Origin of the sequence: Tepidicaulis marinus, from assembly GCF_000739695.1 — a bacterium.
Classification (GTDB): domain Bacteria; phylum Pseudomonadota; class Alphaproteobacteria; order Parvibaculales; family Parvibaculaceae; genus Tepidicaulis; species Tepidicaulis marinus.
In genome coordinates, this window is the sequence record NZ_BBIO01000017.1 from 26,271 (window position 1) to 47,816 (window position 21,546).

General features: G+C 60.7%; 19 protein-coding genes and 1 pseudogene. 13 read left to right on the forward strand and 7 right to left on the reverse strand.

Going from position 1 to position 21,546, the window contains the following annotated elements; genetic code table 11:
- Window positions 1–16: 16 nt before the first annotated feature.
- Window positions 17–865 (reverse strand): MaoC/PaaZ C-terminal domain-containing protein, encoded by an 849-nt coding sequence (locus tag M2A_RS13965; protein ID WP_052379510.1) that lies wholly within the window; start codon window positions 863–865, stop codon window positions 17–19.
- Window positions 866–919: 54 nt separating this feature from the next.
- The gene (locus M2A_RS13970) at window positions 920–1,489 is read right to left on the reverse strand and encodes a carboxymuconolactone decarboxylase family protein (protein ID WP_045448722.1); all 570 of its coding nucleotides are present in this window, start codon (window positions 1,487–1,489) and stop codon (window positions 920–922) included.
- Window positions 1,490–1,638: 149 nt separating this feature from the next.
- Between M2A_RS13970 and M2A_RS13975 the strand changes: the two genes are divergently transcribed.
- From M2A_RS13975 to M2A_RS14000, 6 genes are all read left to right on the forward strand, one after another.
- Entirely contained in the window at window positions 1,639–2,733 is a 1,095-nt protein-coding gene (locus M2A_RS13975; protein WP_045448724.1) for a zinc-dependent alcohol dehydrogenase, read from the forward strand.
- 30 nt (window positions 2,734–2,763) lie between these two features.
- Window positions 2,764–3,990, forward strand: a complete 1,227-nt coding sequence (locus M2A_RS13980; RefSeq protein WP_244444463.1) for a thiolase C-terminal domain-containing protein — start codon at window positions 2,764–2,766, stop codon at window positions 3,988–3,990.
- Between the two features lie 2 nt (window positions 3,991–3,992).
- Complete coding sequence (locus M2A_RS13985) at window positions 3,993–4,415, forward strand: Zn-ribbon domain-containing OB-fold protein (RefSeq protein WP_045448726.1); 423 nt, start codon at window positions 3,993–3,995, stop codon at window positions 4,413–4,415.
- Between the two features lie 38 nt (window positions 4,416–4,453).
- Window positions 4,454–5,647 carry an acyl-CoA dehydrogenase family protein gene (locus tag M2A_RS13990; protein ID WP_045448729.1) on the forward strand — a complete coding sequence of 398 codons (1,194 nt, stop codon included), beginning with the start codon at window positions 4,454–4,456 and terminating at the stop codon, window positions 5,645–5,647.
- 11 nt (window positions 5,648–5,658) lie between these two features.
- Window positions 5,659–6,744: an acyl-CoA dehydrogenase family protein gene (locus M2A_RS13995; protein WP_045448731.1), complete on the forward strand. Its 1,086-nt coding sequence runs from the start codon at window positions 5,659–5,661 to the stop codon at window positions 6,742–6,744.
- Window positions 6,745–6,977: 233 nt separating this feature from the next.
- On the forward strand, window positions 6,978–8,177 hold the full coding sequence (locus tag M2A_RS14000) for an acyl-CoA dehydrogenase family protein (protein WP_045448833.1): 1,200 nt from the start codon (window positions 6,978–6,980) through the stop codon (window positions 8,175–8,177).
- Window positions 8,178–8,204: 27 nt separating this feature from the next.
- On the opposite strand, the gene M2A_RS18060 is transcribed toward M2A_RS14000, so the two are convergent.
- A complete protein-coding gene (locus tag M2A_RS18060; protein WP_197052952.1) occupies window positions 8,205–8,558 on the reverse strand; it encodes a hypothetical protein in 354 nt (117 codons plus the stop codon).
- 230 nt (window positions 8,559–8,788) lie between these two features.
- On the opposite strand from M2A_RS18060, the pseudogene M2A_RS17850 reads away from it, so the two are divergent.
- Window positions 8,789–9,647, forward strand: a pseudogene (locus tag M2A_RS17850) (integrase core domain-containing protein).
- 4 nt (window positions 9,648–9,651) lie between these two features.
- Here the strand turns inward: M2A_RS17850 and M2A_RS18220 are convergent.
- Window positions 9,652–9,810, reverse strand: a complete 159-nt coding sequence (locus M2A_RS18220; protein ID WP_158597206.1) for a hypothetical protein — start codon at window positions 9,808–9,810, stop codon at window positions 9,652–9,654.
- A gap of 446 nt (window positions 9,811–10,256) precedes the next feature.
- Here M2A_RS18220 and M2A_RS14020 point away from each other — a divergent pair, with 446 nt between their 5' ends.
- From M2A_RS14020 to M2A_RS14030, 3 genes are all read left to right on the forward strand, one after another.
- A complete protein-coding gene (locus tag M2A_RS14020) occupies window positions 10,257–12,809 on the forward strand; it encodes a sensor histidine kinase (RefSeq protein ID WP_052379511.1) in 2,553 nt (850 codons plus the stop codon).
- Window positions 12,810–13,058: 249 nt separating this feature from the next.
- The gene (locus tag M2A_RS14025) at window positions 13,059–13,514 is read left to right on the forward strand and encodes a (2Fe-2S)-binding protein (RefSeq protein ID WP_045448735.1); all 456 of its coding nucleotides are present in this window, start codon (window positions 13,059–13,061) and stop codon (window positions 13,512–13,514) included.
- 11 nt (window positions 13,515–13,525) lie between these two features.
- Window positions 13,526–15,751: a xanthine dehydrogenase family protein molybdopterin-binding subunit gene (locus tag M2A_RS14030; RefSeq protein WP_045448737.1), complete on the forward strand. Its 2,226-nt coding sequence runs from the start codon at window positions 13,526–13,528 to the stop codon at window positions 15,749–15,751.
- Window positions 15,752–15,813: 62 nt separating this feature from the next.
- Here the strand turns inward: M2A_RS14030 and M2A_RS14035 are convergent, their stop codons facing one another.
- The 3 genes from M2A_RS14035 to M2A_RS14045 all read right to left on the reverse strand — a co-directional run bounded on the left by M2A_RS14035 (window position 15,814) and on the right by M2A_RS14045 (window position 18,896).
- A complete protein-coding gene (locus tag M2A_RS14035) occupies window positions 15,814–17,160 on the reverse strand; it encodes a DUF2254 domain-containing protein (RefSeq protein ID WP_052379512.1) in 1,347 nt (448 codons plus the stop codon).
- Between the two features lie 112 nt (window positions 17,161–17,272).
- On the reverse strand, window positions 17,273–17,593 hold the full coding sequence (locus M2A_RS14040; RefSeq protein WP_045448740.1) for a 2Fe-2S iron-sulfur cluster-binding protein: 321 nt from the start codon (window positions 17,591–17,593) through the stop codon (window positions 17,273–17,275).
- Window positions 17,594–17,663: 70 nt separating this feature from the next.
- Entirely contained in the window at window positions 17,664–18,896 is a 1,233-nt protein-coding gene (locus tag M2A_RS14045; RefSeq protein WP_045448743.1) for an NAD(P)/FAD-dependent oxidoreductase, read from the reverse strand.
- 291 nt (window positions 18,897–19,187) lie between these two features.
- Here M2A_RS14045 and tsaE point away from each other — a divergent pair, with 291 nt between their 5' ends.
- The 3 genes from tsaE to M2A_RS14060 are packed head-to-tail and all read left to right on the forward strand — an operon-like array spanning window position 19,188 to window position 21,544.
- A complete protein-coding gene (gene tsaE / locus M2A_RS18420) occupies window positions 19,188–19,712 on the forward strand; it encodes a tRNA (adenosine(37)-N6)-threonylcarbamoyltransferase complex ATPase subunit type 1 TsaE (RefSeq protein ID WP_081875647.1) in 525 nt (174 codons plus the stop codon).
- Between the two features lie 2 nt (window positions 19,713–19,714).
- Entirely contained in the window at window positions 19,715–20,827 is a 1,113-nt protein-coding gene (locus tag M2A_RS14055) for an aminoglycoside phosphotransferase family protein (protein ID WP_052379513.1), read from the forward strand.
- 3 nt (window positions 20,828–20,830) lie between these two features.
- Window positions 20,831–21,544, forward strand: a complete 714-nt coding sequence (locus M2A_RS14060; RefSeq protein WP_045448745.1) for a nucleotidyltransferase family protein — start codon at window positions 20,831–20,833, stop codon at window positions 21,542–21,544.
- Window positions 21,545–21,546: the final 2 nt, after the last annotated feature.

A 21,546-nucleotide genomic window follows, 5' to 3' on the forward strand; every position in this document is an offset into this window, starting at 1 on the left:
GACCAATTTCCGTCCGTCAGGGCTTGAATGCCGCTTTGGCCTGAGACAGCACGACATTACCGTTTTGCGTCTCGGCCTGCACGATTGCGACTCCGTCGCCCGTTTTCCAAATCTTCGTTATAATGGTGTCGCCGAAATAGACCTGAGCGGCAAAGCGTCCGCTGAGAGATTTGAAGCGGGCGGGATCGTTGCCGCAAAGCTCGCGCAGCACCGCACGGCCTACGAAGCCATATGTGCAAAGCCCGTGAACGAAGGGCTTTTCAAAGCCACCCAGTTTGGCGAAGTCCGGATCGATGTGGATCGGATTGCGGTCGCCCGAGAGGCGGTAGATTGCCCCTTGCTCGGGGCGCGTCACATCCTCGACCACGGCGTCAGGCGTCCGGTCCGGCGGCGTCGAGTCGACGCCCGAAGGGCCGCGCTCTCCGCCGAATCCGCCGGCGCCGCGCACAAATAGTGTTGCGTGAGTTTTGAAGAGGGGCCCCTTCTCGTCGGAACCTGTGCTCTCAACCCCGATAACGGCCGCCTTGCCTTTGTCCCAAACCTCGGAAACGCGTCCCGTTACCTTGATCTTGGCCGATGAGGGCAGGGGACGCAGCAACTCGACGGATTGCTCGCCATGCAGCAGCATTTCCAGCTTCATCTCGACGCCGCTCATCAGCCCGGCGAGCCCTCGCCCGCCAGGGATGACGGCGTAAGTCGGCAAAACTTTCGGTCCCCGGCCTTCGTAAATGAAATCAAGCCCGTCGGCGGGACGAGCGCCGACGCCGAGTGCATAGAGCATCGTGTCCTTGTCGGACCATTCCACATCGACGGCCGGAAACGTCATGCCGACCAAATCCTTCGAAATCGCCTTTTTTCCGCTCATTGTCGCGATCCTGTTCTTGAATTGTTATTCCTCGAATTGTTATTCCTCGCCAGATCAAGGCTTCTTGCCATCCGGTGGCCAGGCGACGACGCCATCCTCAAGCGGGATTTTCAGGCTTTTGAGCAGTTGCGAGAAAAGCGTCCAGTTGCCGATGGCGACAACCAGTTCGATGCGTTCTTCGGCCGTTTTCAGGTGTGCCGCACAGGCAGTCCATGTGGCGTCCGAAATCATGCCGCCGTCGAGCGTCTCGTCGGTCGCGGCGAGAACGGCGCGGTCGGCGTCTGACAGGCAGGAAGCATTTTTCCAATCCCGCGTGGTGACCAGATCCGCCTCCGGAATGTCCAGCATGCGGGCGACCCGCCAATGTTGTGTCCATTCATAGAGCGATTTCGTCTTCCAGCCGATACGCATGATGATGAGTTCGCGCAGTCTTGCATCGAGCCTGTTGCCCTGGAAAAGCAGGGTGTTCAGCGTCGAGGCAAGCTCGCTCGCTACATCGGGATGCCGGAGCAAGACCCTGAAGACGCTGAGTGGCGCCATTTGTTCGGATATGCCGGCCTTCGCGGCCGCGGCCGCCGCTTCCGCCATCGACAGCAGGGGAACCCTGGGCGTTTCATCGGTCATTATTATTTTGTCCTCCCCAAAATTTTGTGAAGCCGGAAGTTTAGGGCTTCGCATCCTACCTTTGAGCCTCTATAACACATACGAAGATAAAAAAATATATATGTGTTATCGACGCGTCGTCGGCGCCGACACGAAACAGGGAGTTGAAAATGTTGCCGAAAAAATCGATGGCGATGGTGCAAACGGCTCCGCGCAAACTCGAAGCCCGCGATTTACCGATCCCCCAGATCGCCGACGACAGCGCCATCCTCCGCATCGAAGCCTGCGGCATTTGCGGCAGTGATTACGAACAATACGAAGGGGTCTTGCAGACTCCGATGCCGGTGATTCCGGGCCACGAACCTCTCGGGATTATCGAGGCAATCGGCGACAAGGCCGCCAGGCGCTGGGGCGTCGATGTTGGTGATCGGGTCGCCATCGAGACGATGTTGTCATGCCATTGCTGCGACACCTGTGTCGGCGGGCATTATCACCTCTGCGACCGTCGCCAGATCTACTCATATATTCCGCTCACGGAGTCACCGGGCCTCTGGGGTGCCTATTCGCAATATATGTATCTCGCGCCCAACACGATCCTTCACAAGATGGACAAGAACCTTCCGGCGGAACTGGCGGTCATGTTCAATCCGCTGGGCGCCGGTTTCCGCTGGGCGGTAGAGATTCCGCAGACGCAGGTTGGCGATACCGTTTTGATTTTTGGGCCCGGACAGCGCGGGCTTGCGAGCGTCGTTGCCGCACGTGAAGCCGGCGCGGGAAAGATCATAGTCACGGGGCTTGCGGCCGATTCAAACAAGCTCCAGATGGCGCTTGCTCTGGGCGCCGATCACATCATCGACGTGCAGAACGAAAATGTTGTCGATCGCGTGCGGGCGTTGACAAACGGAAAGGGCGCGGACGTCATCGTTGAGGTTACATCCTACGCGACTCAGCCGGTCCGTGAAGCCCTGGATTGTGTCCGTATGGGCGGAACGGTCGTCCTTGCCGGCGTCAAGGGATTTAAGCCCGTCTCCGATTTTGTGTCCGACCTTATCGTCATGAAGGAAATCACCATCAAGGGCGCGATCGGCGTTACGTCGTCGGGATACAAGAAGGCGATCGAGATGATCGAGCGCCGCAAATATCCTCTTGAGCTCATGCACACTCATAATTTCGAGCTTGAGGAAGCTGAACTGGCGATCAAGACGCTGGCGCGCCAGATCGAGGGGCAGGAATCCGTCCATTCCTGTCTCATTCCGGCGACTTGATCTGTCTACAGAATATTTTCTACGGAAGGTGTGCGGCGGATCAACGAAAAGGCTGCGTGCCTGGGCAATGATGATGAGGGCAGTTTCGTGAAGAATTTCAGCGACAAGGCTGCGATCGTCGGGATCGGCGAGACCGGCTATGTAAAAGGGTCGGACCAGACGGCCGTGGCCATGATGCTAGACGCCGCCAGGCGAGCCATCGCGGATGCGGGGCTGAAGCCTGGGGACATCGACGGCATGGTGCCGCCGCCCGTCTATACAACCTCGGAGGAACTGGCCGCCAACCTTGGCGTCGATGTGCTGCGATATGCATCGACGGTCAACATGGGAGGCGCGAGCCCGACTACGGCGTTGCAGAATGCCGCCATGGCCGTGGCCTCCGGTATCTGCGACAACGTGCTGGTCACGCTCGGCTGGAATGGCTACTCGGCGCTGCGTCCAAAAGCGGGGGTGCCGCCAAGCCGGCCAATGAACATGAACACGCTGACCTCGACCATCCGGGGTTACTATCTCCCCTATGGCGTTCTGTTGCCGGTGCAGATGTATGCTTGGCTCGCGACGCGGCACTCGAAACTTTACAATGTTGGCCCCGAGGCGACGGGTTGGATTGCGATGGCGTGCCGCAAGCATGCCCAACTCAACGACCGCGCCCTGACCTGCGGTCAACCGATGACGATGGACGATTACATGCGGTCGCGCATGGTATCCTCGCCGTTCCGTTTATTCGATTGCTGTCTCGAGACGGATGGGGCCTGCGCCGTCGTGGTGACGAGCGCCGAGCGGGCGAAGGACTTGCCTCACAGGCCAGTCTATATCTCCGGCGCGGCCGAGGGCCATCCTTATCCTGCCGACGATATTCCGTCACGGCCGGATCCTTTCAAGATCGGTTTGAGCTACGCCGCGCCACGCGCTTTCGCCATGGCCGGCGTGACACCGAAGGACATGGACTTTCTGCAGGTCTACGACTGTTTTACCTATGTCGTGCTGCTCCAGCTCGAAGCCTTGGGTTATTTCGAGCCGGGTGGCGCACTCGATTTCGTCAAGGATGGACAGATCGAGCTCGGCGGAAAGTTCCCGCTCAATACGCATGGCGGGCTTTTGAGCGAGGCGCATGTGTGGGGCCTCAATCATGTGCTTGAGGCGACCCGCCAATTGCGCGGCGATGCGGGCAAGCGGCAAATTCCGGATGCCGAAATCGGACTCGTGACCGGATGGGGCGATCTCGGCGATGGTAGCCTCGCGATTTTGAGGAGGTAAAAATGGAAATTGAGCAACCGAAATATCCTCAGCCCGCGACCGTCGATCCGGTCGACGCGGAGTTCTGGAAGCTTTGCCAGGACAGCGTCCTGCGGTTTCAGCAGTGCAGCCATTGTGATACCTGGCGGTTCCTTCCGCGCTACATGTGCGCAAAATGCGGTTCGCCGGATTACGAGTGGATGCCGAGCAGCGGGCGCGGGCGCATTTTTTCCTGGACGGTGACCTACCAGCCCTTTCATCCGGCTTTCGCACGCGACGTGCCCTACATAGCGGCGGTCGTGGAATTGGAAGAAGGCGTCCGCATGGCGACGCGCTTGCTCGACTGCGACCCGGAGGCGGTTGAACTGGACATGCCTGTGGTCCTTGTCTTCAGGGATATCGGCGACGGATTCATGCTTCCGTGTTTCAAACCTGCGCCGAAATAAAAGCAAAGCCAATCGCATCTACGCATCGGAGATCGAAAATGGATCTGGCATACAGCCCCAAATACGAGGCCTTCCGGGAAGAGGTCAGGGCGTTCCTGACGAAATACAAGAGTCAGGCGCCTAAGGGTCTCGGTGCTGCCGGGCGCCCGTCTCCCGAAGCCTGTTCCTGGCAGCAACTGCTGATCCAGCACGGCTATGCCGCGCGGACGATTCCGAAAGACTACGGAGGCTATGGTGCAAAGCCGGATATTCTCGAATCGCGCATCATCGCGGAGGAATTTTCCGCTGCTCGTGTTCCTTCGGCGTTGCAGAACCAGGGTATCTCCATGCTGGTGCCGACGCTTCTCGAGCTGGGCACCGAGGAGCAGAAAAAAAAATGGGTGAAGCCGACGCTTCGCGGCGAGGTGGTCTGGTGCCAGGGATATTCCGAGCCTGGTTCGGGTTCGGACCTCGCCAGCCTTCAGACAAGGGCGACTGTCGATGGCGACGATTTCGTCATCAACGGCCAGAAGATCTGGACCAGCACCGCGCATGAGGCAGACATGATCTTCTGCCTGGTGCGCACCGAGCCCGACAAGCCGAAGCATGAAGGCATTTCCTATCTGATTTTCTCGATGAAGACGCCCGGCATCGAAGTCCGTCCGCTCACCACCATGACGGGCCATGCCGAATTCAACGAAGTCTTCTTCACCGATGTGCGCGTGCCGAAGACGCAGATCGTCGGCCAGCGCGGGCAGGGGTGGTTCGTCGCCAACGCAACACTGAAACACGAACGCGGAATGCTGGGCGATCCGGTCGCTATGGAAACCAGGTTCCAGGCCCTTGTCGATCTGATGCACGAGGAGACTGTCGACGGGCAGCGGGCCATCGACAATCCAATTTTCCGGGACCGCCTAGTAAGGCTTCAGGCAGAACTTGCTGCCATGAAGTTCAATGGGCTCCGGCTGCTGACCAGCGCCAGCAAGGGTGAGGATCCCGGCTTGGCGCGTCTGATCGTGAAGCTTCAGTCCTGCGAACTTACCCATCAAATATCGGCGCTCGCGATCGACGTCATGGGAGAGCTTGGCGTTCTCTACGACGACAGCCCCTATCTGCGTAGCCACGGCTCGTGGCAGTGGGGATACATGTTTCAGCTTGGGCTCATCATCGGCGGCGGCACGGCGCAGATTCAGAAAAACATTATTTCGGAACGTGGGCTTGGAATGCCGCGCGAACCGAAGCTGGCAAAATAGGAATTTATCCGATGGAATTTGCATTGTCGGAAGAGCAGTGCCTGTTGCAGGACAGCGTCCGCCGTTTTCTTGAACAGAATTCGCCGCTTGACAAGGTGCGCCTTGCCGCCGGGAACACGCATACCGTTCAGCGGTCCCTGTGGGCGGGCGCCAGCGAACTGGGTATCCCTGGAATGCTGATTCCGGAAGATTTTGGCGGCATGGGTCTTGGGTTTCTCGACGCGGCGATCGTTTACGAGATGTTCGGTCGGTATGTGGCGCCGCTGCCTTTCCTTGGGACCGCCGTCATGGCGCCGCTCGCGCTGATGCTTGCAGGCAGCGAGGCCCAGCAGGAAAAGTGGCTGCCGAAGATCGCCGCAGGCGAGATTATCGCAGGCGTGGCCGTCACGGAAAGCATCGGCGTCCGCGAAGATGCCGGCGTGAAAGCCGGGAAGGGAACGCTCACGGGCAAGGTCCTCTTTGTAATCGACTGGGCTGAGGCCGATCTCTACATCGTGGCCGACAGCGACCATGGACTTCATCTCGTTTTGCCCGGCGCGAAGGGTTTGTCGCGGCGGGCGCTCGACACCATCGACAAGACCCGATCGGTTGGCGAACTTGTTTTCGACCAGGTCTCGGCTGAGCCCTTGCCTCGATCCAGCGCCGACGCGGTTGCGCGGGTGATAGATGCAGGTAGGGTCATGCTTGCTGCCGACACCCTCGGCGCGGGTCAGATGATGATCGAGAAGTCAGTTGCTTATGCGGGAGAGCGCAAGCAGTTCGGTCGTGTGATCGGGTCGTTTCAGGCCGTGAAACACCTCTGCGCCGAGATGGCGGCCGCTCTCGAACCATCGCGTTCGCTGGTGTGGTATGCGGCCCATGCGCTGGACGAGGTGCCGGGCGACGCGCGCCTCATGGCATGTCATGCCAAGAGCCATTTGTCGGAAGTGGGCCGCTTCGTCGCGCGCACCGCGACCGAGGTTCATGGCGGCATGGGCTTCACCGATCTGCTTGGCCTGCATTACTGGTTCAAGCGTATTGGTTTCGATCGGCAGCTGTTGGGTGGGCCGGAGCTGGTTCGTCTCGAAGCGGCGCACTTGCAGGGCTGGGCTGCCTAGACCCCGACCCGGGTATCGGGAAGCATGGATACGGTTGTCGATGTGTGTTGCCGCGACTCACGGCGCGGTAATATTCGCATCGGCCCGGAAATGGGGAGAGAGGCGCATTTATCGCGGCCAACCTTTCGACGGAATTTTTGAAAGAGGCGGACAATTCGGTCTTTTGCCCGCCCGGAGAAATTCACTATAATAAAAATACAATCACCCGGATCGTCGCCGCGAAAGGTCAGCAGATGGATATCGAGCTTACGAAAGAGGACGATGCCTTTCGCGCGGAAGTCCGTCGGTTCATTTCGGAAAAACTCCCCAGGGAGCTCGCGGAGAGAGAGACAGTGGGCGCGTCTGGCGAGCGCGGGGCGCTCAGGCGCTGGCAGAAGGACCTCCACGAGAAAGGCTGGGTAGCGGTCAATTGGCCCAGGCAGTATGGCGGCACTGGATGGACGCCGCTGCAGAAGCATATTTTCAACGAGGAGATGGCCGCCGCTAACGCGCCGCGTCTGTCGCCTTTCGGTCTGTCGATGGTCGGGCCGGTGATTTACACTTTCGGCAACGAAGAACAAAAGAAGCAGCATTTGCCGAGTATATTGTCGGGAGATGTTTGGTGGTGCCAAGGCTATTCGGAGCCAGGATCCGGATCGGACCTCGCCTCGCTGAGGACCAGGGCCGTGCGTCAGGGCGACCATTACATCGTCAACGGCCAGAAAATCTGGACGTCGTACGCCCACGAAGCCGATTGGATATTCTGTCTCGTGCGAACGGATGAGACCGCTAAACCGCAGGAAGGTATCTCGTTCCTTCTGATCGACATGAAGACGCCCGGCATTGAGGTGAAGCCCATCATTTCAATCGATGGCCTGCATCACTTGAACGAAGTTTTTTTTACTGACGTCAAGGTGCCGGTGACGAATCGCATCGGCGATGAAAACAAGGGCTGGACCTATGCGAAGTTCCTGCTTGTCAATGAGCGCACCGGCATTGCAGGTGTTCCTGAGTCCAAGCGCAAGATCGCGCACCTCAGAAAAATCGTGAAACAGGAAAGGCTCGGCGATGGCGCGGCGCTGGCGGACGAACCGGCATTCATGACGAGGCTCTCCGAAATCGAGGTAAAGCTTACAGGTCTCGAATATACCAATCTGAGGATCGTCGCGGAGGAGGTGGCGGGCCGCCCTGCGGGCCCCTCTTCTTCGACCTTGAAGATTGTCGGGACCGAAGTTCAGCAGGCGTTGTCGGAGCTTGCCGTCGAAGCAGCCGCCTTCTACGCCATGCCGTTCCAGAGGGAACATTTGATGGGAATCGCCAATGAAGCGCCCGTCGGGCCCGCCTATGCGGTGAGCGTGACAAGTGCCTATAATTTCGGTCGCGCCGCTTCGATTTATGGCGGCTCGAACGAAATCCAGCGCAATGTCATCGCAAAGGCCGTTCTGGGACTTTGACGGCCCATCCGGGATGCGGCCCTTGTGTCAGTCCGCCAATCTGTCGATCTCGGTGGCCTGTGAATAGGGCTTGAGCTGGTGATTGACATTGCCGAACTGGATGTCGATCACGGTGAGGTGATTGTAGCGGCCGACATTGAGTTCGTCGGTCATGCCCATGTAGCCGACCGCTTCGGCGGAGAACGCCGCAATTGCCTGATCGGTCGCCTTCTCGACGAGTGGAAGCCCTTTCTTCTGCGCCAAGCCGCGCATCGGTGCCGACCTTGATGTTTTCGAAGGTGATTTCCAAGGCGCGGCGACCATCGATTGTCGGATAGTCGCACACCGAGACGCCGTCGCGGTCGCGCCTGGCGTGTGGGCCATGACGACGAGCTTCTGCACACAGGGCGCGCCGCGATGACGACTTCCTTGTCGCCGCTGATGACGTAGCCGGTGCCATCCTTATTCGCGGTCGTGGTGAGATCGGCCAGATTCTGCGACTCGTGACGTGAGCCCAAATTTTCATCCAGCTGGAAACAGAGTCCTTTATATTTTTGAACTTGCCCCCAACCTTGGACCGGTTGGGCTGGTAAATTCTAATTTACCGTTCCTGGCCGGGCGGAGGATTTTCCATGAAGAAGACGAAGTTCAGCGAGCAGCAGATAGCCTTCATTCTGCGACAGGCGGAAGAAGGCGCGACGGTCGGGGAGGTCTGCCGGAAGGCGGGGATTTCCGAAGCGACCTACTACAACTGGCGCAAGAAGTATGACGGTCTGATGCCATCGGAGATGAAGCGCCTGAAGCAGCTCGAAGAGTAGAACCAGCGCTTGAAGAAGCTGGTGGCCGAGCAGATGCTCGATGCGGCGGCGATGAAGGAACTGCTGGCAAAAAATGGTGAGGCCCGCCGTGAAGCGCGCGGCTGTTGCGCATCTGCAGGCTCGGATGGGTCTGTCGGAACGGCGGTTCCGCTTCCTCAACGTGGTCGATGATGTTACTCGGGAGTGCTTGGCGGCGATCCCGGACACCTCGTTCTCGGGACGACGCGTCGCACGAGAACTGGCTCGGGTGATCGAACGGCGTGGCAAGCCTGGCATGATTGTCAGCGACAATGGCATCGAACTGACCAGTAACGCGACCTTAACCTTTGCTGCCGAACGCAACATCGAGTGGCACTACATCGCTCCGGGCAAGCCGATGCAGAACGGGTTCGTGGAGAGTTTCAACGGCAGGATGCGCGATGAGCTTTCGAACGAGAGGATGTTCCGCAGCATGGCCCACGCCAGAACGGTGATCCGCTCATGGGCCACCGACTACAACGAGGAGAGACCGCATTCGGCCCTCGGCTACCAGACGCCCAAGGCGTTCGCCGAGGACCTGGTCACCGCAACCGACAGTCGCGCTGCGCCACTTGAAAGCTCCACGCATCTGTCGGTTGCTCCACCTGCGCAAGTCGGCGTATCAACCCAAAGGGCTCCGGTTCTAGATGGATGAAAGTTCAGTGGCAGGTCACAATGGCTCTTGTTTCTTTGTCGAATGCGCGTATCAAATCTGCGAGCGCTTTGGCAGTTCTGGCATGGCCGCCGCCAGCGAACGCATCGGATTGTGCAGGTCGGTCATAAATGATTTCGCGGCTTACTTTCTTTGTTTCAGACATGCTGCCCCCAAGGCCATTTTTGTCTTGTTGTGCACGACCTGAGTATACATATCTAAAACCGCTGTTCCTCCATGGTCTTGAGTAGGCGTTTTCGACGTATCGTTTGTTTCTGCTGAGATGCGGTTCCCGTTGACAGACCTCACCCATCGATTCGGCTGCGCAATGAAGTGTGGTCTTTGAGACTCACTTGCCCGCGATTTCGGTTAAGATTTTCTCCGCACCTGTGCCCAAGCTATAGCAATGCCTGAGCTTGGCGGTGTAACGTATTGGCAATAGGGGAAAATCGGTGCGGCGGCACGGGCGGGCAGGCTCGCCGGGTGCTGCGCCGCGTTGGGGTAGCCACGTAAAGCGGCAGCAGGCAAGGCGGCAATGAGCCATTCGAGGCAGGGCAGGGACAGCCAGCTTAAAAGCATGGGGGCGGGAAAAGGCGCGCGGCGCGCGCGGCCTTGGTCTTTGCCGCTTGCGCTCTTTTGGCCGCGCCCTTTGCCCCAGCCCCCGCCCAGGCCCATGAAGGCGGGGCGGCGCCGGGCTGGCTCGGCGGCTGGGCGGAAAATGCCGCGCCTTTCCTTGAAAGCATCGGGGTCGATCCGCATCTGGCCGCCGATCCTTCTTATGTCGCCGGGCTTTCCTTTGCGCTCGCCGCCGTGGTGCTCGCCAATCTTTTCGCCTTCTGGTCCCTGCGCTCGGTGCGTGCGGCCCGGGGCGCGGAGGCCCGCCGCGCCGAGGACCTCGAAGGCCTGATGAAACGGGTGAACGCCGCCGAGGCCATTCTCGCCGCCGAGCCCGATGCGGTGTTCATCTGGACGCCGGAAACCATGAAGGCCTCCCCCGGCACCTTGCAGGCGCGCCCGCGCATTGTCGGCTCCACCTCCGCCATCGTCGATCCGTCATCGGGGGCGGTGGATTTCGATTATTTCGTCTCCCGCCTTGTCGGCGAACATGGCGCCAAGCTGCGCGATGCGGTGAACCGGCTGCGCTCGCGCGGGGCGCGCTTCTCGCTCATCCTGCAAACGGTGCAGGGCCATATTTTCGAGGCCGAGGGGCGGCCCGCCGGCGCCCAGGCCGTGCTCTGGCTGCGCGATGTGACGGGCGAGCGCGCGGAAGTCTCCCGCCTGATGGAGCGGATCAAGAGCGCGGACAGCGCGCAGCTGCGCCTGACCGAGCAGCTCGGCCTTTTGCCCATGCCCGCCTGGCGGCGCAGCTTCGACGGCAATCTTCTTTGGGTGAACGAGGCTTATGCGCAGGCGGTGGATGCGGCAAGCCCCGGCGAGGCTTTGGAAAAACAGACGCGCCTTGCCCCGGACGCGCTGCAGCGCGAGCTCGACAAGGTGCTCGAAGAGGGCGGCCGGGCGAGCGGCCAGGGCCGCGTCGTCATTGCCGGCGAGCGGCGCAATATGGAGATCACGGAATTTCCCATCGGCGAGGGGCAGGTTGCCGGCATCGCCGTCGATGTGAGCGCGCTGGAAGAAGCCCGCCAGGAACTGCGGCGCCATATCGAGGCGCACCGCACGACGCTCGACAAATTGACGACCGCCGTTGCGATTTTCGGCCCGGACAAGCGGCTGAAATTTTACAACGAGGCCTATGTCTCTCTCTGGGGCCTCGATGAAGCGCTGCTGAAAGAGGAGCCGACGGAGGGCGAACTTCTCGACCAATTGCGCGCCGCCCGCCGCTTGCCCGAACAGGCCAATTATCAGGACTGGCGCGCCCGCCGCCTCGAGCTTTACCGCTCGCCCGAGCCCTTGGAGGAATATTGGCACCTGCCCGACGGGCAGACCGTGCGCGTCATGGGCCAGGCGCATCCTTTCGGCGGGCTCATCTATGTCTATGAGAACGTCACCGAGAAGCTGCATCTGGAAAGCTCCTACAATGTGCTGGAGCGCGTGCAGCGCGAGACGCTGGACAATCTGAAAGAGGCGGTGGCGGTGTTCGGCTCGGACGGGCGGCTGAAGCTGCACAACCCGGCTTATGAGGAGATCTGGAATTTCGCCGCCGCAGAGCTGGAAAACGAGCCCCATTTCAACGAGCTCGCCGAAGCCTCCACCTATCTTTACGACAATGAGGAAGTGTGGGGCGATTTGCGCGCGCGCATCACCTCCGCCGGCGCGGTGCGCGCGGAACAGTCGGGCCGGGTGGAGCGGCCGGACGGCACGGTGATCGATTACGCCCTCGTGCCGCTACCCGACGGGGCGACGCTGCTCACCTTTGTCGATATGACCGATTCCACCCGCATGGAGCGCGCCCTGCGCGAGCGCAACGAGGCGCTGGAAACGGCGGACCGGCTGAAATCGGAATTCATCAGCCATGTGTCCTATCAGCTCAGAACGCCGCTCACGAATATCATCGGCTTCGGCGAAATTCTGGAAGCGGAAATGTTCGGCGAACTGACGCCCAAGCAGCATGAATATACAGTCGGCATTCTCGACAGCTCCAACCAGCTCCTCGATCTCGTGAACGATATTCTGGACCTTGCCACCGTCGAGGCGGGGGCCATGGCGCTGGAAGTGTCGGACGTGGATATATTCGACGTGGTGCGCGCGGCCGAGGAATTCGCCCATCGCCCGGCGCAGAAAAACAAAGTGACGCTGAAAGTCGAATGCCCTAAGGATATCGGCGCGCTCAAGGCCGATGAGCGGCGCATCAAGCAGATCATGCTCAATCTGCTCTCAAATTCCCTCGCCTTCACCCAGGCGGGCGACACGATCGTCATCGGCGCGGCGCGCTCGGACAGCGAGGTTGCCCTTTTCGTGTCCGATACGGGCGACGGCATCCGGCCGGAACATCAGGCAACGGTTTTCGACCGCTTTGAAGCGCGCAGCGGCCCGGACGGCCATTCGGGCGCGGGCCTCGGCCTCTCGCTCGTGAAAAGTTTCGTCGAGCTGCATGGCGGCTGGGTGACGCTGGAATCGGCGCCGGAAATGGGCACGCGCGTCACCTGCCATTTGCCGCTTCATGCCCCGCAATTGCGCGCCGGGACGACGCTGCAGGTGGGCAGCTAGGCACCCCCGGCAGCGCCCAAGCCAATTGGGTCAAAAAGACTGACCGGCTCAACAGTCACAAAAATTTGCCTCCCCTGTTCAAAAACGGCTCTTGCGCGAGGCTCAAATTGAACCATATGGTTTAATCAGGAACAGCCCCGGCAGGGCCGCGCCGCGTAATCGTTGGGCGCCGGCAGACCGCTGCGGGCTTGCGTGTGGCCTGGCCTGTGAGTTGGCGGGCCCGCAGCTACCGGACGGGGAGAGGACCTCATGATTTCTTTGCAAGTAAATGGCGAGTGGCGCGAGCTCGATGTCGAGCCCGAGATGCCGCTGCTTTGGGCGCTCCGCGATGAGCTGGGGCTCACGGGGACGAAATTCGGCTGCGGCATTGCCGCTTGCGGCGCCTGCACGGTGCAGGTCGATGGCGTCGCGCAGCGCTCCTGCGTGCTGCTGGTCGGCGCGGTGGACGGTGCCTCGGTGCGCACGGTGGAGAATCTCGGCACTGCCGACAATCTTTCCCCGCTGCAAGCCGCCTGGATCAAACATCAGGTGCCGCAATGCGGTTATTGCCAGTCCGGCATGCTGATGGCCGCCGACGCGCTGCTGAGCGAGAACCCCAATCCGAGCGATGCGGATATCGATGCGGCCATGACGAATATCTGCCGCTGCGGCACCTATCAGCGGGTGCGCGCGGCCATTCACGACGCGGCGAAAGCCAAGGCATAAGGGAGAGGCAGATGAAACGGCCATCAAGACGTCAATTTCTCATCGGCGGCAGCGCGGTTGGCGGCGGCCTGCTTCTCGGCTATGGCTTGCTTTCGCCTGAGCGGCGCGAAGTGGCCGGCAGCATTATCGGCGGCGAGGGCGCGCAGCTGACGACCTGGGTGCGCATCCATCCCGACAACACCGTTACCTTCTATGTGCCCCACGGCGAAATGGGCCAGGGCGTCCATACCGCGCTGCCCATGATGGCGGCGGAGGAAATGGAAGCCGACTGGGACCTCGTGCGCATGGAACAGGCGCCCGCGACCCCCACTTTCGCCAACGGCCCGCTCGGCAAAGGCTATCTGACGAATGGCGGCGGCGTGCCTTCAGCGCTCAACGGCGCAGCGAATTTCGCCACTTACAAACTTGCCGAGCTCATGAACCTGCAAATCACCGGCGGCTCGACCGCCGTGCGCTTTACCGGCCAGTTCGGCATGCGCGTAACGGGGGCTGCGGCAAAAGAAATGCTGATCAAAGCCGCCGCGGAAAAATGGGGCGTGGCGGAAGAAGAATGCACCGCGCGCCTTTCCCATGTGCTGCATGAAGCCTCGGGCCGAAAGGCGACTTTCGGCGAACTTGCCGAACTTGCCGCCGAATTCTCGCCTTCCGCCAATCCGGTGCTTAAGAACAAGAAAGATTACACGATCGTCGGCACCGCGAAGCAGCGCTTCGACATTCCGGCGAAAGTGACGGGCGAAAGCATGTACGGCATCGACGTCAAAGTGCCGGGCATGCTCTATGCCGCGATCAAGCAGGTACCTGTGATCGGCGGCAGCGTCGCCCGCGTCAATGACACCGAAGCCTTGGCGGCGCGCGGCGTGCGCGCCGTGGTGACGCTGGAAGACGGCGTTGCGGTAGTGGCGGACAATACCTGGCGGGCGAAACAGGCGCTCGATCTTCTGGAGGTCGAGTTTACCGATGGCGGCAATGGCCACGTCTCGAGCGACAGCATCTTCGCGCAGTTCGACAAAGCGCTGGCCGAAAACGACGGCGAGGAAGATGTGGAGAAGGGCGAGGGCGCAGAAGCGCTTGGCAGCGCCAAGACCGTGGTCGAGGCCGACTACCGCGTGCCTTTCCTTGCCCATGCCACGATGGAGCCCATGAACTGCACCGTGCGCATAGAGAACGGCAAATGCGATGTCTGGATCGGCACGCAGGACGGGCTCGGCACGCGCGCCGTGGCAGCGCAGGCGGCTGGCCTCAGCGATGACGATGTCACCATCCACCCGCTGATGATGGGCGGCGGTTTCGGGCGGCGTTCGCCCGGCTCGCCCAACCACATCATTCAGGCGGTCAAGATCGCCAAGGAAGTTGGCGCGCCGGTCAAGCTGACCTGGAGCCGCGAAGACGACATGCAGCATGATTATTACCGCCCGGCGGTTTCCGCGCGCATGTCTGCCGGCTTCGACGAGGAAGGCAATCTCACCACCTGGGTCAACCGCTATATCCGCAAGGACGAACCGGCGGAGGCAAGCCACATTCCTTACGCAGTGGCGAACCAGTCGATCCGCTATGTGGAAAGCGAAGTGCATATCCCTTACGGGCCCTGGCGCTCGGTGGCGCATACCCAGCACACGTTCTTCAATGAAAGCTTCGCGGATGAGCTTGCCCATGCGGCGGGCAAGGACCCTTATCAGTTCCGCCGCGACCTTTTGAAAGATCAGCCGCGCCATCTGGCGGTACTGGATCTTGCCGCGAAAAAAGCCAATTGGGGCGGCCCGCTGCCCGAAGGTCATGCACGGGGCATTGCCGTTCAGGAAAGCTTCCAGACCATTGTGGCGGAAGTCGTGGAAGTCTCGCTCGATGAGAACGGGCGCCCGCGTGTGCATAATGTCACGGCGGCGGTCGATTGCGGAGAGGTGATCAATACCGACACCGCCCGTGCGCAGGTGGAAAGCGGCATCATTTACGGCCTGACCGCCGCGCTATACGGCGAGATCACGGTCGAGAACGGCGCCGTCGTCGAGGAAAATTTCCCCGATTATGAAATGGTGCGCCTGGCGAACACGCCGAAAATGGACGTGCATTTCATAGAATCGGGCGCCAAGCTCGGCGGGCTGGGCGAGCCCGGCACACCGCCGGTCGCCCCGGCGCTGGCCAACGCGCTCTTTTCCCTGACGGGCCAGCGCATCCGCTCGCTGCCCTTGAAGAACCACGAGTTCTCCCGCTCGAACCGGCTGGCACAAGCAGCCGACTAAGAGCGCGGAAGGAAGAGACGATGACGGCCTCCCCTTTCAGGCGGAGGCCGTTTTCATATGCGTCAGCCCAGATGCTTATGCGCCGGGCGCGCGGCTTCGAGCGATTTGCGCAGCTCGCTCAGCCGTTGCAGAAGATCGTCCGTATCAGAACTTTCGGCGAAATAGGTCTCCAGACTGCTTTCGATCTTGTTCGCCTGCGCGCTCAGCACTTGCCAATGCTCATCCGTGCGGATGAATTCCCCAAGCCGCGTGATCGTTTCGATCAAACGCAAGGTCACGGCCACATTGTCCCGTGCTGCCTGGCGGATTTCGTTGAAGGCACAGTCGATGAAGCCTTCGAAGGAAACGATATCGCGCCAGAGCCGCGGCGTGTTCTCTTTGTCGCAAAGAAGAGGAGGGGGCGCCTCGCCCTGCATGGCGCGGGCGGCTGCCGCCGTCAGCCAATCGATACAGGCGATTGCCGTGCGCGGATCGTTGATGCCGGGGGAAAGCGCCCGGAGCGCGATTTCGACAAGGGCGGTCACGGCAAATTCGATATCCTGCGCCGCGCTGCGCTTCGGGCCGAGCACAAAAGCGGCGCGGACCTTCTCATAATCGCTTTCCTCGATTGCGGTGCCGCAATAAGCAAGGGTGCTGCCTGCGACGATATAGTGGCCCGGCCGGTAGAGAAGGCGGATGAAGCTGCCGCGCTTTTCCGCAAGCTCGGCGAGCGGGCCGGGGCTCAGCGTTTGTACATAGCCTGATTTTTCCGCCTTAACGGCAAGAGGGGCAAGATCACTTAAGGCTTTCAGCGTTTCCTCTTGCCTGGCGCGGGCGGCGCTGCGGCTTTCTGCATCACTTTCTTCCGGAAAGGCGCGCGGCATGGCGTTTAAAAGATCATCGGCCACGGAAAAGATCACCCAGTCCGCCTGAATGATGATGGCGACATGGTGGATAAAGGCAATGAGCAGCCCGAAGCAGAAGAGCGTGCCGAGAATGGCAAAATGCAGCGAAAGAACGGGCACGAACGCCTCTTCCCCTCCCGCCACCGAGCGCAGCACGATCAGCGCATAGGAAAATGTGCTGACATAACTGCCGAGCGTGAATTGCACCAGCCGGTCGGAGATGAACTTGCCGATGAGCCGCGGCCCGAGCTGGGAGGAGGCCATGGTCAGCGTCACGAGGGTGAGAGAGAAGACAAGGCTCGTGACGGTGATGAGCGAGCCGGCGATGGTGGATAAAATGGCCCGCGCCCCGTCCGCATCCACATCGAAAAAGGGAAGCGGGCTGAGAAAGGCCGCGCCGATCCCGGCATGATCCGCCCAAAGCGTCATCCCCGCCATGAAAAGAGCAAAGAGCCACATCAGCGACGGCGTGAACCAGAAACTGTTGAGCGCCTGATATTTGAAATAGCGAAGATGGCTGAGCATGATCTCTCCCTTGAGCTCAGCTTAGCGGGCGCGGGCACCGGCAGGAAGAGAGGCGGCCAAAAGAAAAGGGACGGCCAAGCCGTCCCTCATCCAAACCGTGAACTTTCAGGTCTCAGTGCTGGGAGGCGGGCATGGAGACCCGGATACCCTCCAGCGCGTCCGTCACCTCGATCTGGCAGGCAAGGCGCGAGTTCTCTTTGCTGTGGTCGCAGAAGTCGAGCATGGTCTCTTCCATGTCTTCTTTTTCCGGCAGCTTCGCCGCCCATTCTTCCGGCACATAGATCATGCAAGTCGCGCAGGCGCAGGCGCCGCCGCAATCCGCGTCGATGCCGGGAACGAGATGTTTCGTGGCCGCTTCCATGAGGTTGGTGCCGTTTTCCGCATCCACTTCATGTTCGGTGCCGTCATGCTCGATGAAAACAACCTTGGTCATAGATACTCCGTCTTCAGATGTCTGCCCCAGTGGGTGTTGAAGGGCAGCTCCCGTTAAGGCCGCGCGGCGTTCATGTCGCGTAGGCGGCCATTTCCTTCATATTGATGCTTTCGTCCCTCAGCTTCTCCGCCGGGATGGAAACGCCCTTGGCGATGAGCTGTTTGGACATCATGAATTCCGGCGCGCGGTTGATCGCATCGACGGCGATGAGCCGGCCTTCCTTCAGATAAAAGACCGCGAAAGAGCGCCCCTCATCCGGATTGCCGCGCACAACGGCCTGATCATAGCCGGCGGACAGCCCGACGATCTGAAGTTTCAGATCGTATTGATCGGACCAGAACCAGGGGATCTGTGCGTAAGGCTTTTCCTTGCCGCAAATGGCCGCCGCTGCCGTTTTTGCCTGCTCGAGCGCGTTATGCACGCTTTCAAGGCGCAGCCTTTCACCCAAAAGCGGATTGGGATGGTTCGTGCAATCGCCTGCCGCATAAATATCGGGATCGGAGGTGCGGCAGCATTCATCGACCGCAATGCCGTTTTCCACCTTGAGATTGGCTTCAACGGCAAGTTCCACATTGGGCAGAATGCCGACGCCGACCACCACGAAATCCGCCTCATGGGCGGTCCCGTCGGCGCAGGTGACTTTCGTGAGCTGGCCGTTCTTGCCTTCAAAGCCCGAGACGGCGGCACCCGTGACGATCTTCACGCCTTCTTCTCTATGCACGCGCTCGTAAAAGCGCGAGACGATGGGATCGACCACGCGGGCCATGACCATGGGCGCCATTTCCAGCACGGTGACATCGATGCCGTGTTTGGCGGCAACAGCGGCCACTTCAAGGCCGATATAGCCGCCGCCGACAATGACGCATTTGCCGCCCTTGTTGAAATAGGATTGGATGCCTTCGACATCGCCGACATTGCGCAGGTAAAAAACGCCCTCAAGGTCGAAGCCCGGCAGGTTGAGCTCGCGCGCGCGGCTGCCTGTCGTCAAAAGCAGTTTGGAATAGGTGAGCGTTTCGCCTTTATCCGTGTGAACGGTCTTGGCGTTGCGGTCGATTTCCGTCACCCGCGTGCCGAGCTTCACGGTGACATTTTCTTTTTCGTAGAATTCCGGCGGTTTGAAATAAACCCGGTCGATGCCGATTTCCCCGGCAAGGAATTTCTTGGAAAGCGGCGGGCGCTGATAGGGGATGTAGGGCTCGTTGCCGATCATCGTGATCGCGCCCTCATAGCCTTCCTGGCGCAGGCTCGCCGCCGCCTGTCCGGCCGCATGGCCCGCGCCCACAATCACCACATGATCGCTCATTGCCGCTCGCTCCCTTTCCGGCGCCTTTTGAGGCTGCCCATGACGTTCCTACCCCGGTTTTCTTGCGATTCTTCTAAAAGTGACGGGGGCGTCATGTTTTGTGTCCGTAACATGCCGCCTCCCCCCGCCCAAATCAACCCCAGAGTCGCCGGGAGAAATGCAGCGGGGGTCGCAATGCGGAGTTCCCCAACGCATTCTAACGCGCATCGGCCGGAAAGGCCCGTAAAAGTGCGGTTTGCGCGGGCACATCCGGTTGTGGGCGCTTATGGGGCAGCGTAAAACGGAGCCATGATGGATGAGCAGGTGATTCTGCCCGATATGACAGGCGCTTATGAGGCGGTACTGCCGGACGAGGCGGCCACCAGGGCGCTCGGCCGCGCGCTGGCGGGGCTCGTAGAGCCGGGCGATCTCATTGCGCTCTGGGGGGACCTGGGCATGGGTAAATCCGTGCTGGCCCGCGCGCTCATTCAGGAAGCCCAGCGCCTGGCAGGCGGACAGGTAGAAGACGTGCCGAGCCCGACCTTCACCCTCGTCCAGACTTATGAGGCAGGCGGTCTCAGCCTTGCCCATTTCGACCTTTACCGGATCGGCGCGCCGGAAGAGATTTACGAGCTCGGCCTCGATGAGGCGCTGGAAACGGGCGCCGCGCTCATCGAATGGCCGGGACGGCTCGAAGATCTGCTGCCTGAAGAAAGGCTCGACATCCTGATCGAAGAACGGGACAAGGAACGGGCCGCGCGCCTGAAAGGGCCGGCGCGGCTGATCGAAGGGGTGCGCGCCGCGCTTCGGCAAAAACGACCCGCAGGAGAAAAATAAAAATGAGTAAGGAGCGGGAAAAGAAGATCGCGGCTTTCCTGAATAAAGCCGGTTGGGGCCGGGCCGCTCGCGCGCCGCTCGCAGGCGATGCCTCGACCCGCGCCTATGAGCGCCTTTCGGGCCCTGAAGGGCCCGCCGTGCTGATGAACGCTCCGGCAGGCCCCGACGGGCCGCCGCTGGAAGGCAGCCGCAAAGCCTATTCCGCCATTGCCCATCTGGCAGAAGATTGCCGCCCTTTCGTCGCGGTGGGCGAGCACTTGCGCGCGCTCGGTCTTTCCGCCCCGCGCCTTTTGGCTCATGACATGGAAGCAGGGCTTCTGCTTCTGGAAGATCTCGGCGATGACCTTTACGGGAAAGCCATTGAAACGGGCAAAGCGGGCGATGGCACGCGACTCGATGAGCTTTACCGCGCCGCCATCGACGCGCTTCTTCTGCTGCATCAGGCAAGTACGCCCGCTGCCTTGCCGCTGCCGGGTGGCAGCACTTACAAAGTGCCCTCTTACGATGACGCCGCGCTTGCCATCGAAACCGAGCTTCTGACCGACTGGTATATCCCGGTGAAAAAAGGCACGGCGCTGGCAGCGGAGGAAAAAGACATCTACCGCGGGCTTTGGAAAAAGCTTTTCCCGAAAGCTGTAATCGGCGCGCCCGTTCTGGTGCTGCGCGATTATCACTCGCCCAACCTGCTTTGGCTCGGAGAAAGAGAAGGCGCGGCAAGGGCCGGCATGCTCGATTATCAGGACGCGCAGGCGGGCTCGCGCGCCTATGATCTTGTCTCGCTTCTGCAGGATGCGCGCAAAGACGTGCCCGAGGCGCGCGAAGAGGAGATGCTTGCCTATTACATCGATCGGGCGGGCAAAGCCGACACCAGCTTCGATGAAGAAGCTTTCCGCGCCGCCTATGCGGTGCTGGGCGCGCAGCGCAATGCCAAGATCATGGGGATTTTCGTCCGGCTTTGGAGAAGGGACGGCAAGCCCGGTTACCTCGCCCATTTGCCGCGCGTTTCCGCTTATCTCGAGCGGGATTTGCGCCATCCGGTCTTGAGCGAGATGAAGGCCTGGCTCGACACGCATGTGCCCGCGGCGCTGCGGAAAGAAATTCTGCAGGCGGAGTAAGAGATGAGCGACATCAGCCGCGCGATGATCATGGCGGCGGGCATGGGAAATCGCATGCGCCCGCTTACCGACAAAATGCCGAAACCGCTCGTGCCCTTTCTCGGCAAGCCGCTGATCGACCATGCGCTGGATAAGCTCGCTGCCGCTGGGGTGAGCGACGTCATCGTCAATCTTCACTATAAAGCGGAAATGCTGGAAGCCCATTTGAAAGGGCGCGCCTGCCCGCGCATTCATTTTTCGGATGAACGGGACAAGCTGCTCGACACGGGCGGGGGGCTTAAAAAAGCCCGCCCACTGCTGGGTGAGGCGCCCATCTTCGTCATGAATTCCGACACGGTCTGGGCCGAAGGCCTGAGCCCCATCTTGGGCCGGATGAAAGCCTTTTGGGATGCGGAAAAGATGGACGCGCTCTTGATGATGGCGCCCGCCGTCACCACGATCGGCGAGTGCCGGCGCGGCGATTTTATGATGGACGGGCTTGGCCGGCTGACGCGGCGGCGCGAGGCCCATGTCGCGCCTTTCATGTTTGCGGGCGTGCAGATTTTCCATCCCCGCCTTTTGGAGGGCGCGCCGGAAGGGGCCTTCTCCACCAATCTGCTCTGGGACAAGGCGGCGGAAGAGGGCCGTCTCTTCGGCCTGCGCCTCGATGGGGTATGGATGCATGTCGGCACGCCCGGCGATCTTGCCGAGGCCGAAGCCTTCATGCGCGACCTTTAGGC

Coding starts and splice junctions, on each gene's coding strand:
- M2A_RS18220 (WP_158597206.1), bottom strand. CDS start 9,810: ATGTCTGAAACAAAGAAAGTAAGCCGCGAAATCATTTATGACCGACCT.
- M2A_RS14060 (WP_045448745.1), top strand. CDS start 20,831: ATGAGCGACATCAGCCGCGCGATGATCATGGCGGCGGGCATGGGAAAT.
- M2A_RS13995 (WP_045448731.1), top strand. CDS start 5,659: ATGGAATTTGCATTGTCGGAAGAGCAGTGCCTGTTGCAGGACAGCGTC.
- M2A_RS14055 (WP_052379513.1), top strand. CDS start 19,715: ATGAGTAAGGAGCGGGAAAAGAAGATCGCGGCTTTCCTGAATAAAGCC.
- M2A_RS14030 (WP_045448737.1), top strand. CDS start 13,526: ATGAAACGGCCATCAAGACGTCAATTTCTCATCGGCGGCAGCGCGGTT.
- M2A_RS14040 (WP_045448740.1), bottom strand. CDS start 17,593: ATGACCAAGGTTGTTTTCATCGAGCATGACGGCACCGAACATGAAGTG.
- M2A_RS14025 (WP_045448735.1), top strand. CDS start 13,059: ATGATTTCTTTGCAAGTAAATGGCGAGTGGCGCGAGCTCGATGTCGAG.
- M2A_RS14035 (WP_052379512.1), bottom strand. CDS start 17,160: ATGCTCAGCCATCTTCGCTATTTCAAATATCAGGCGCTCAACAGTTTC.
- tsaE (WP_081875647.1), top strand. CDS start 19,188: ATGGATGAGCAGGTGATTCTGCCCGATATGACAGGCGCTTATGAGGCG.
- M2A_RS13970 (WP_045448722.1), bottom strand. CDS start 1,489: ATGACCGATGAAACGCCCAGGGTTCCCCTGCTGTCGATGGCGGAAGCG.
- M2A_RS13965 (WP_052379510.1), bottom strand. CDS start 865: ATGAGCGGAAAAAAGGCGATTTCGAAGGATTTGGTCGGCATGACGTTT.
- M2A_RS13975 (WP_045448724.1), top strand. CDS start 1,639: ATGTTGCCGAAAAAATCGATGGCGATGGTGCAAACGGCTCCGCGCAAA.
- M2A_RS13985 (WP_045448726.1), top strand. CDS start 3,993: ATGGAAATTGAGCAACCGAAATATCCTCAGCCCGCGACCGTCGATCCG.
- M2A_RS13990 (WP_045448729.1), top strand. CDS start 4,454: ATGGATCTGGCATACAGCCCCAAATACGAGGCCTTCCGGGAAGAGGTC.
- M2A_RS14045 (WP_045448743.1), bottom strand. CDS start 18,896: ATGAGCGATCATGTGGTGATTGTGGGCGCGGGCCATGCGGCCGGACAG.
- M2A_RS14000 (WP_045448833.1), top strand. CDS start 6,978: ATGGATATCGAGCTTACGAAAGAGGACGATGCCTTTCGCGCGGAAGTC.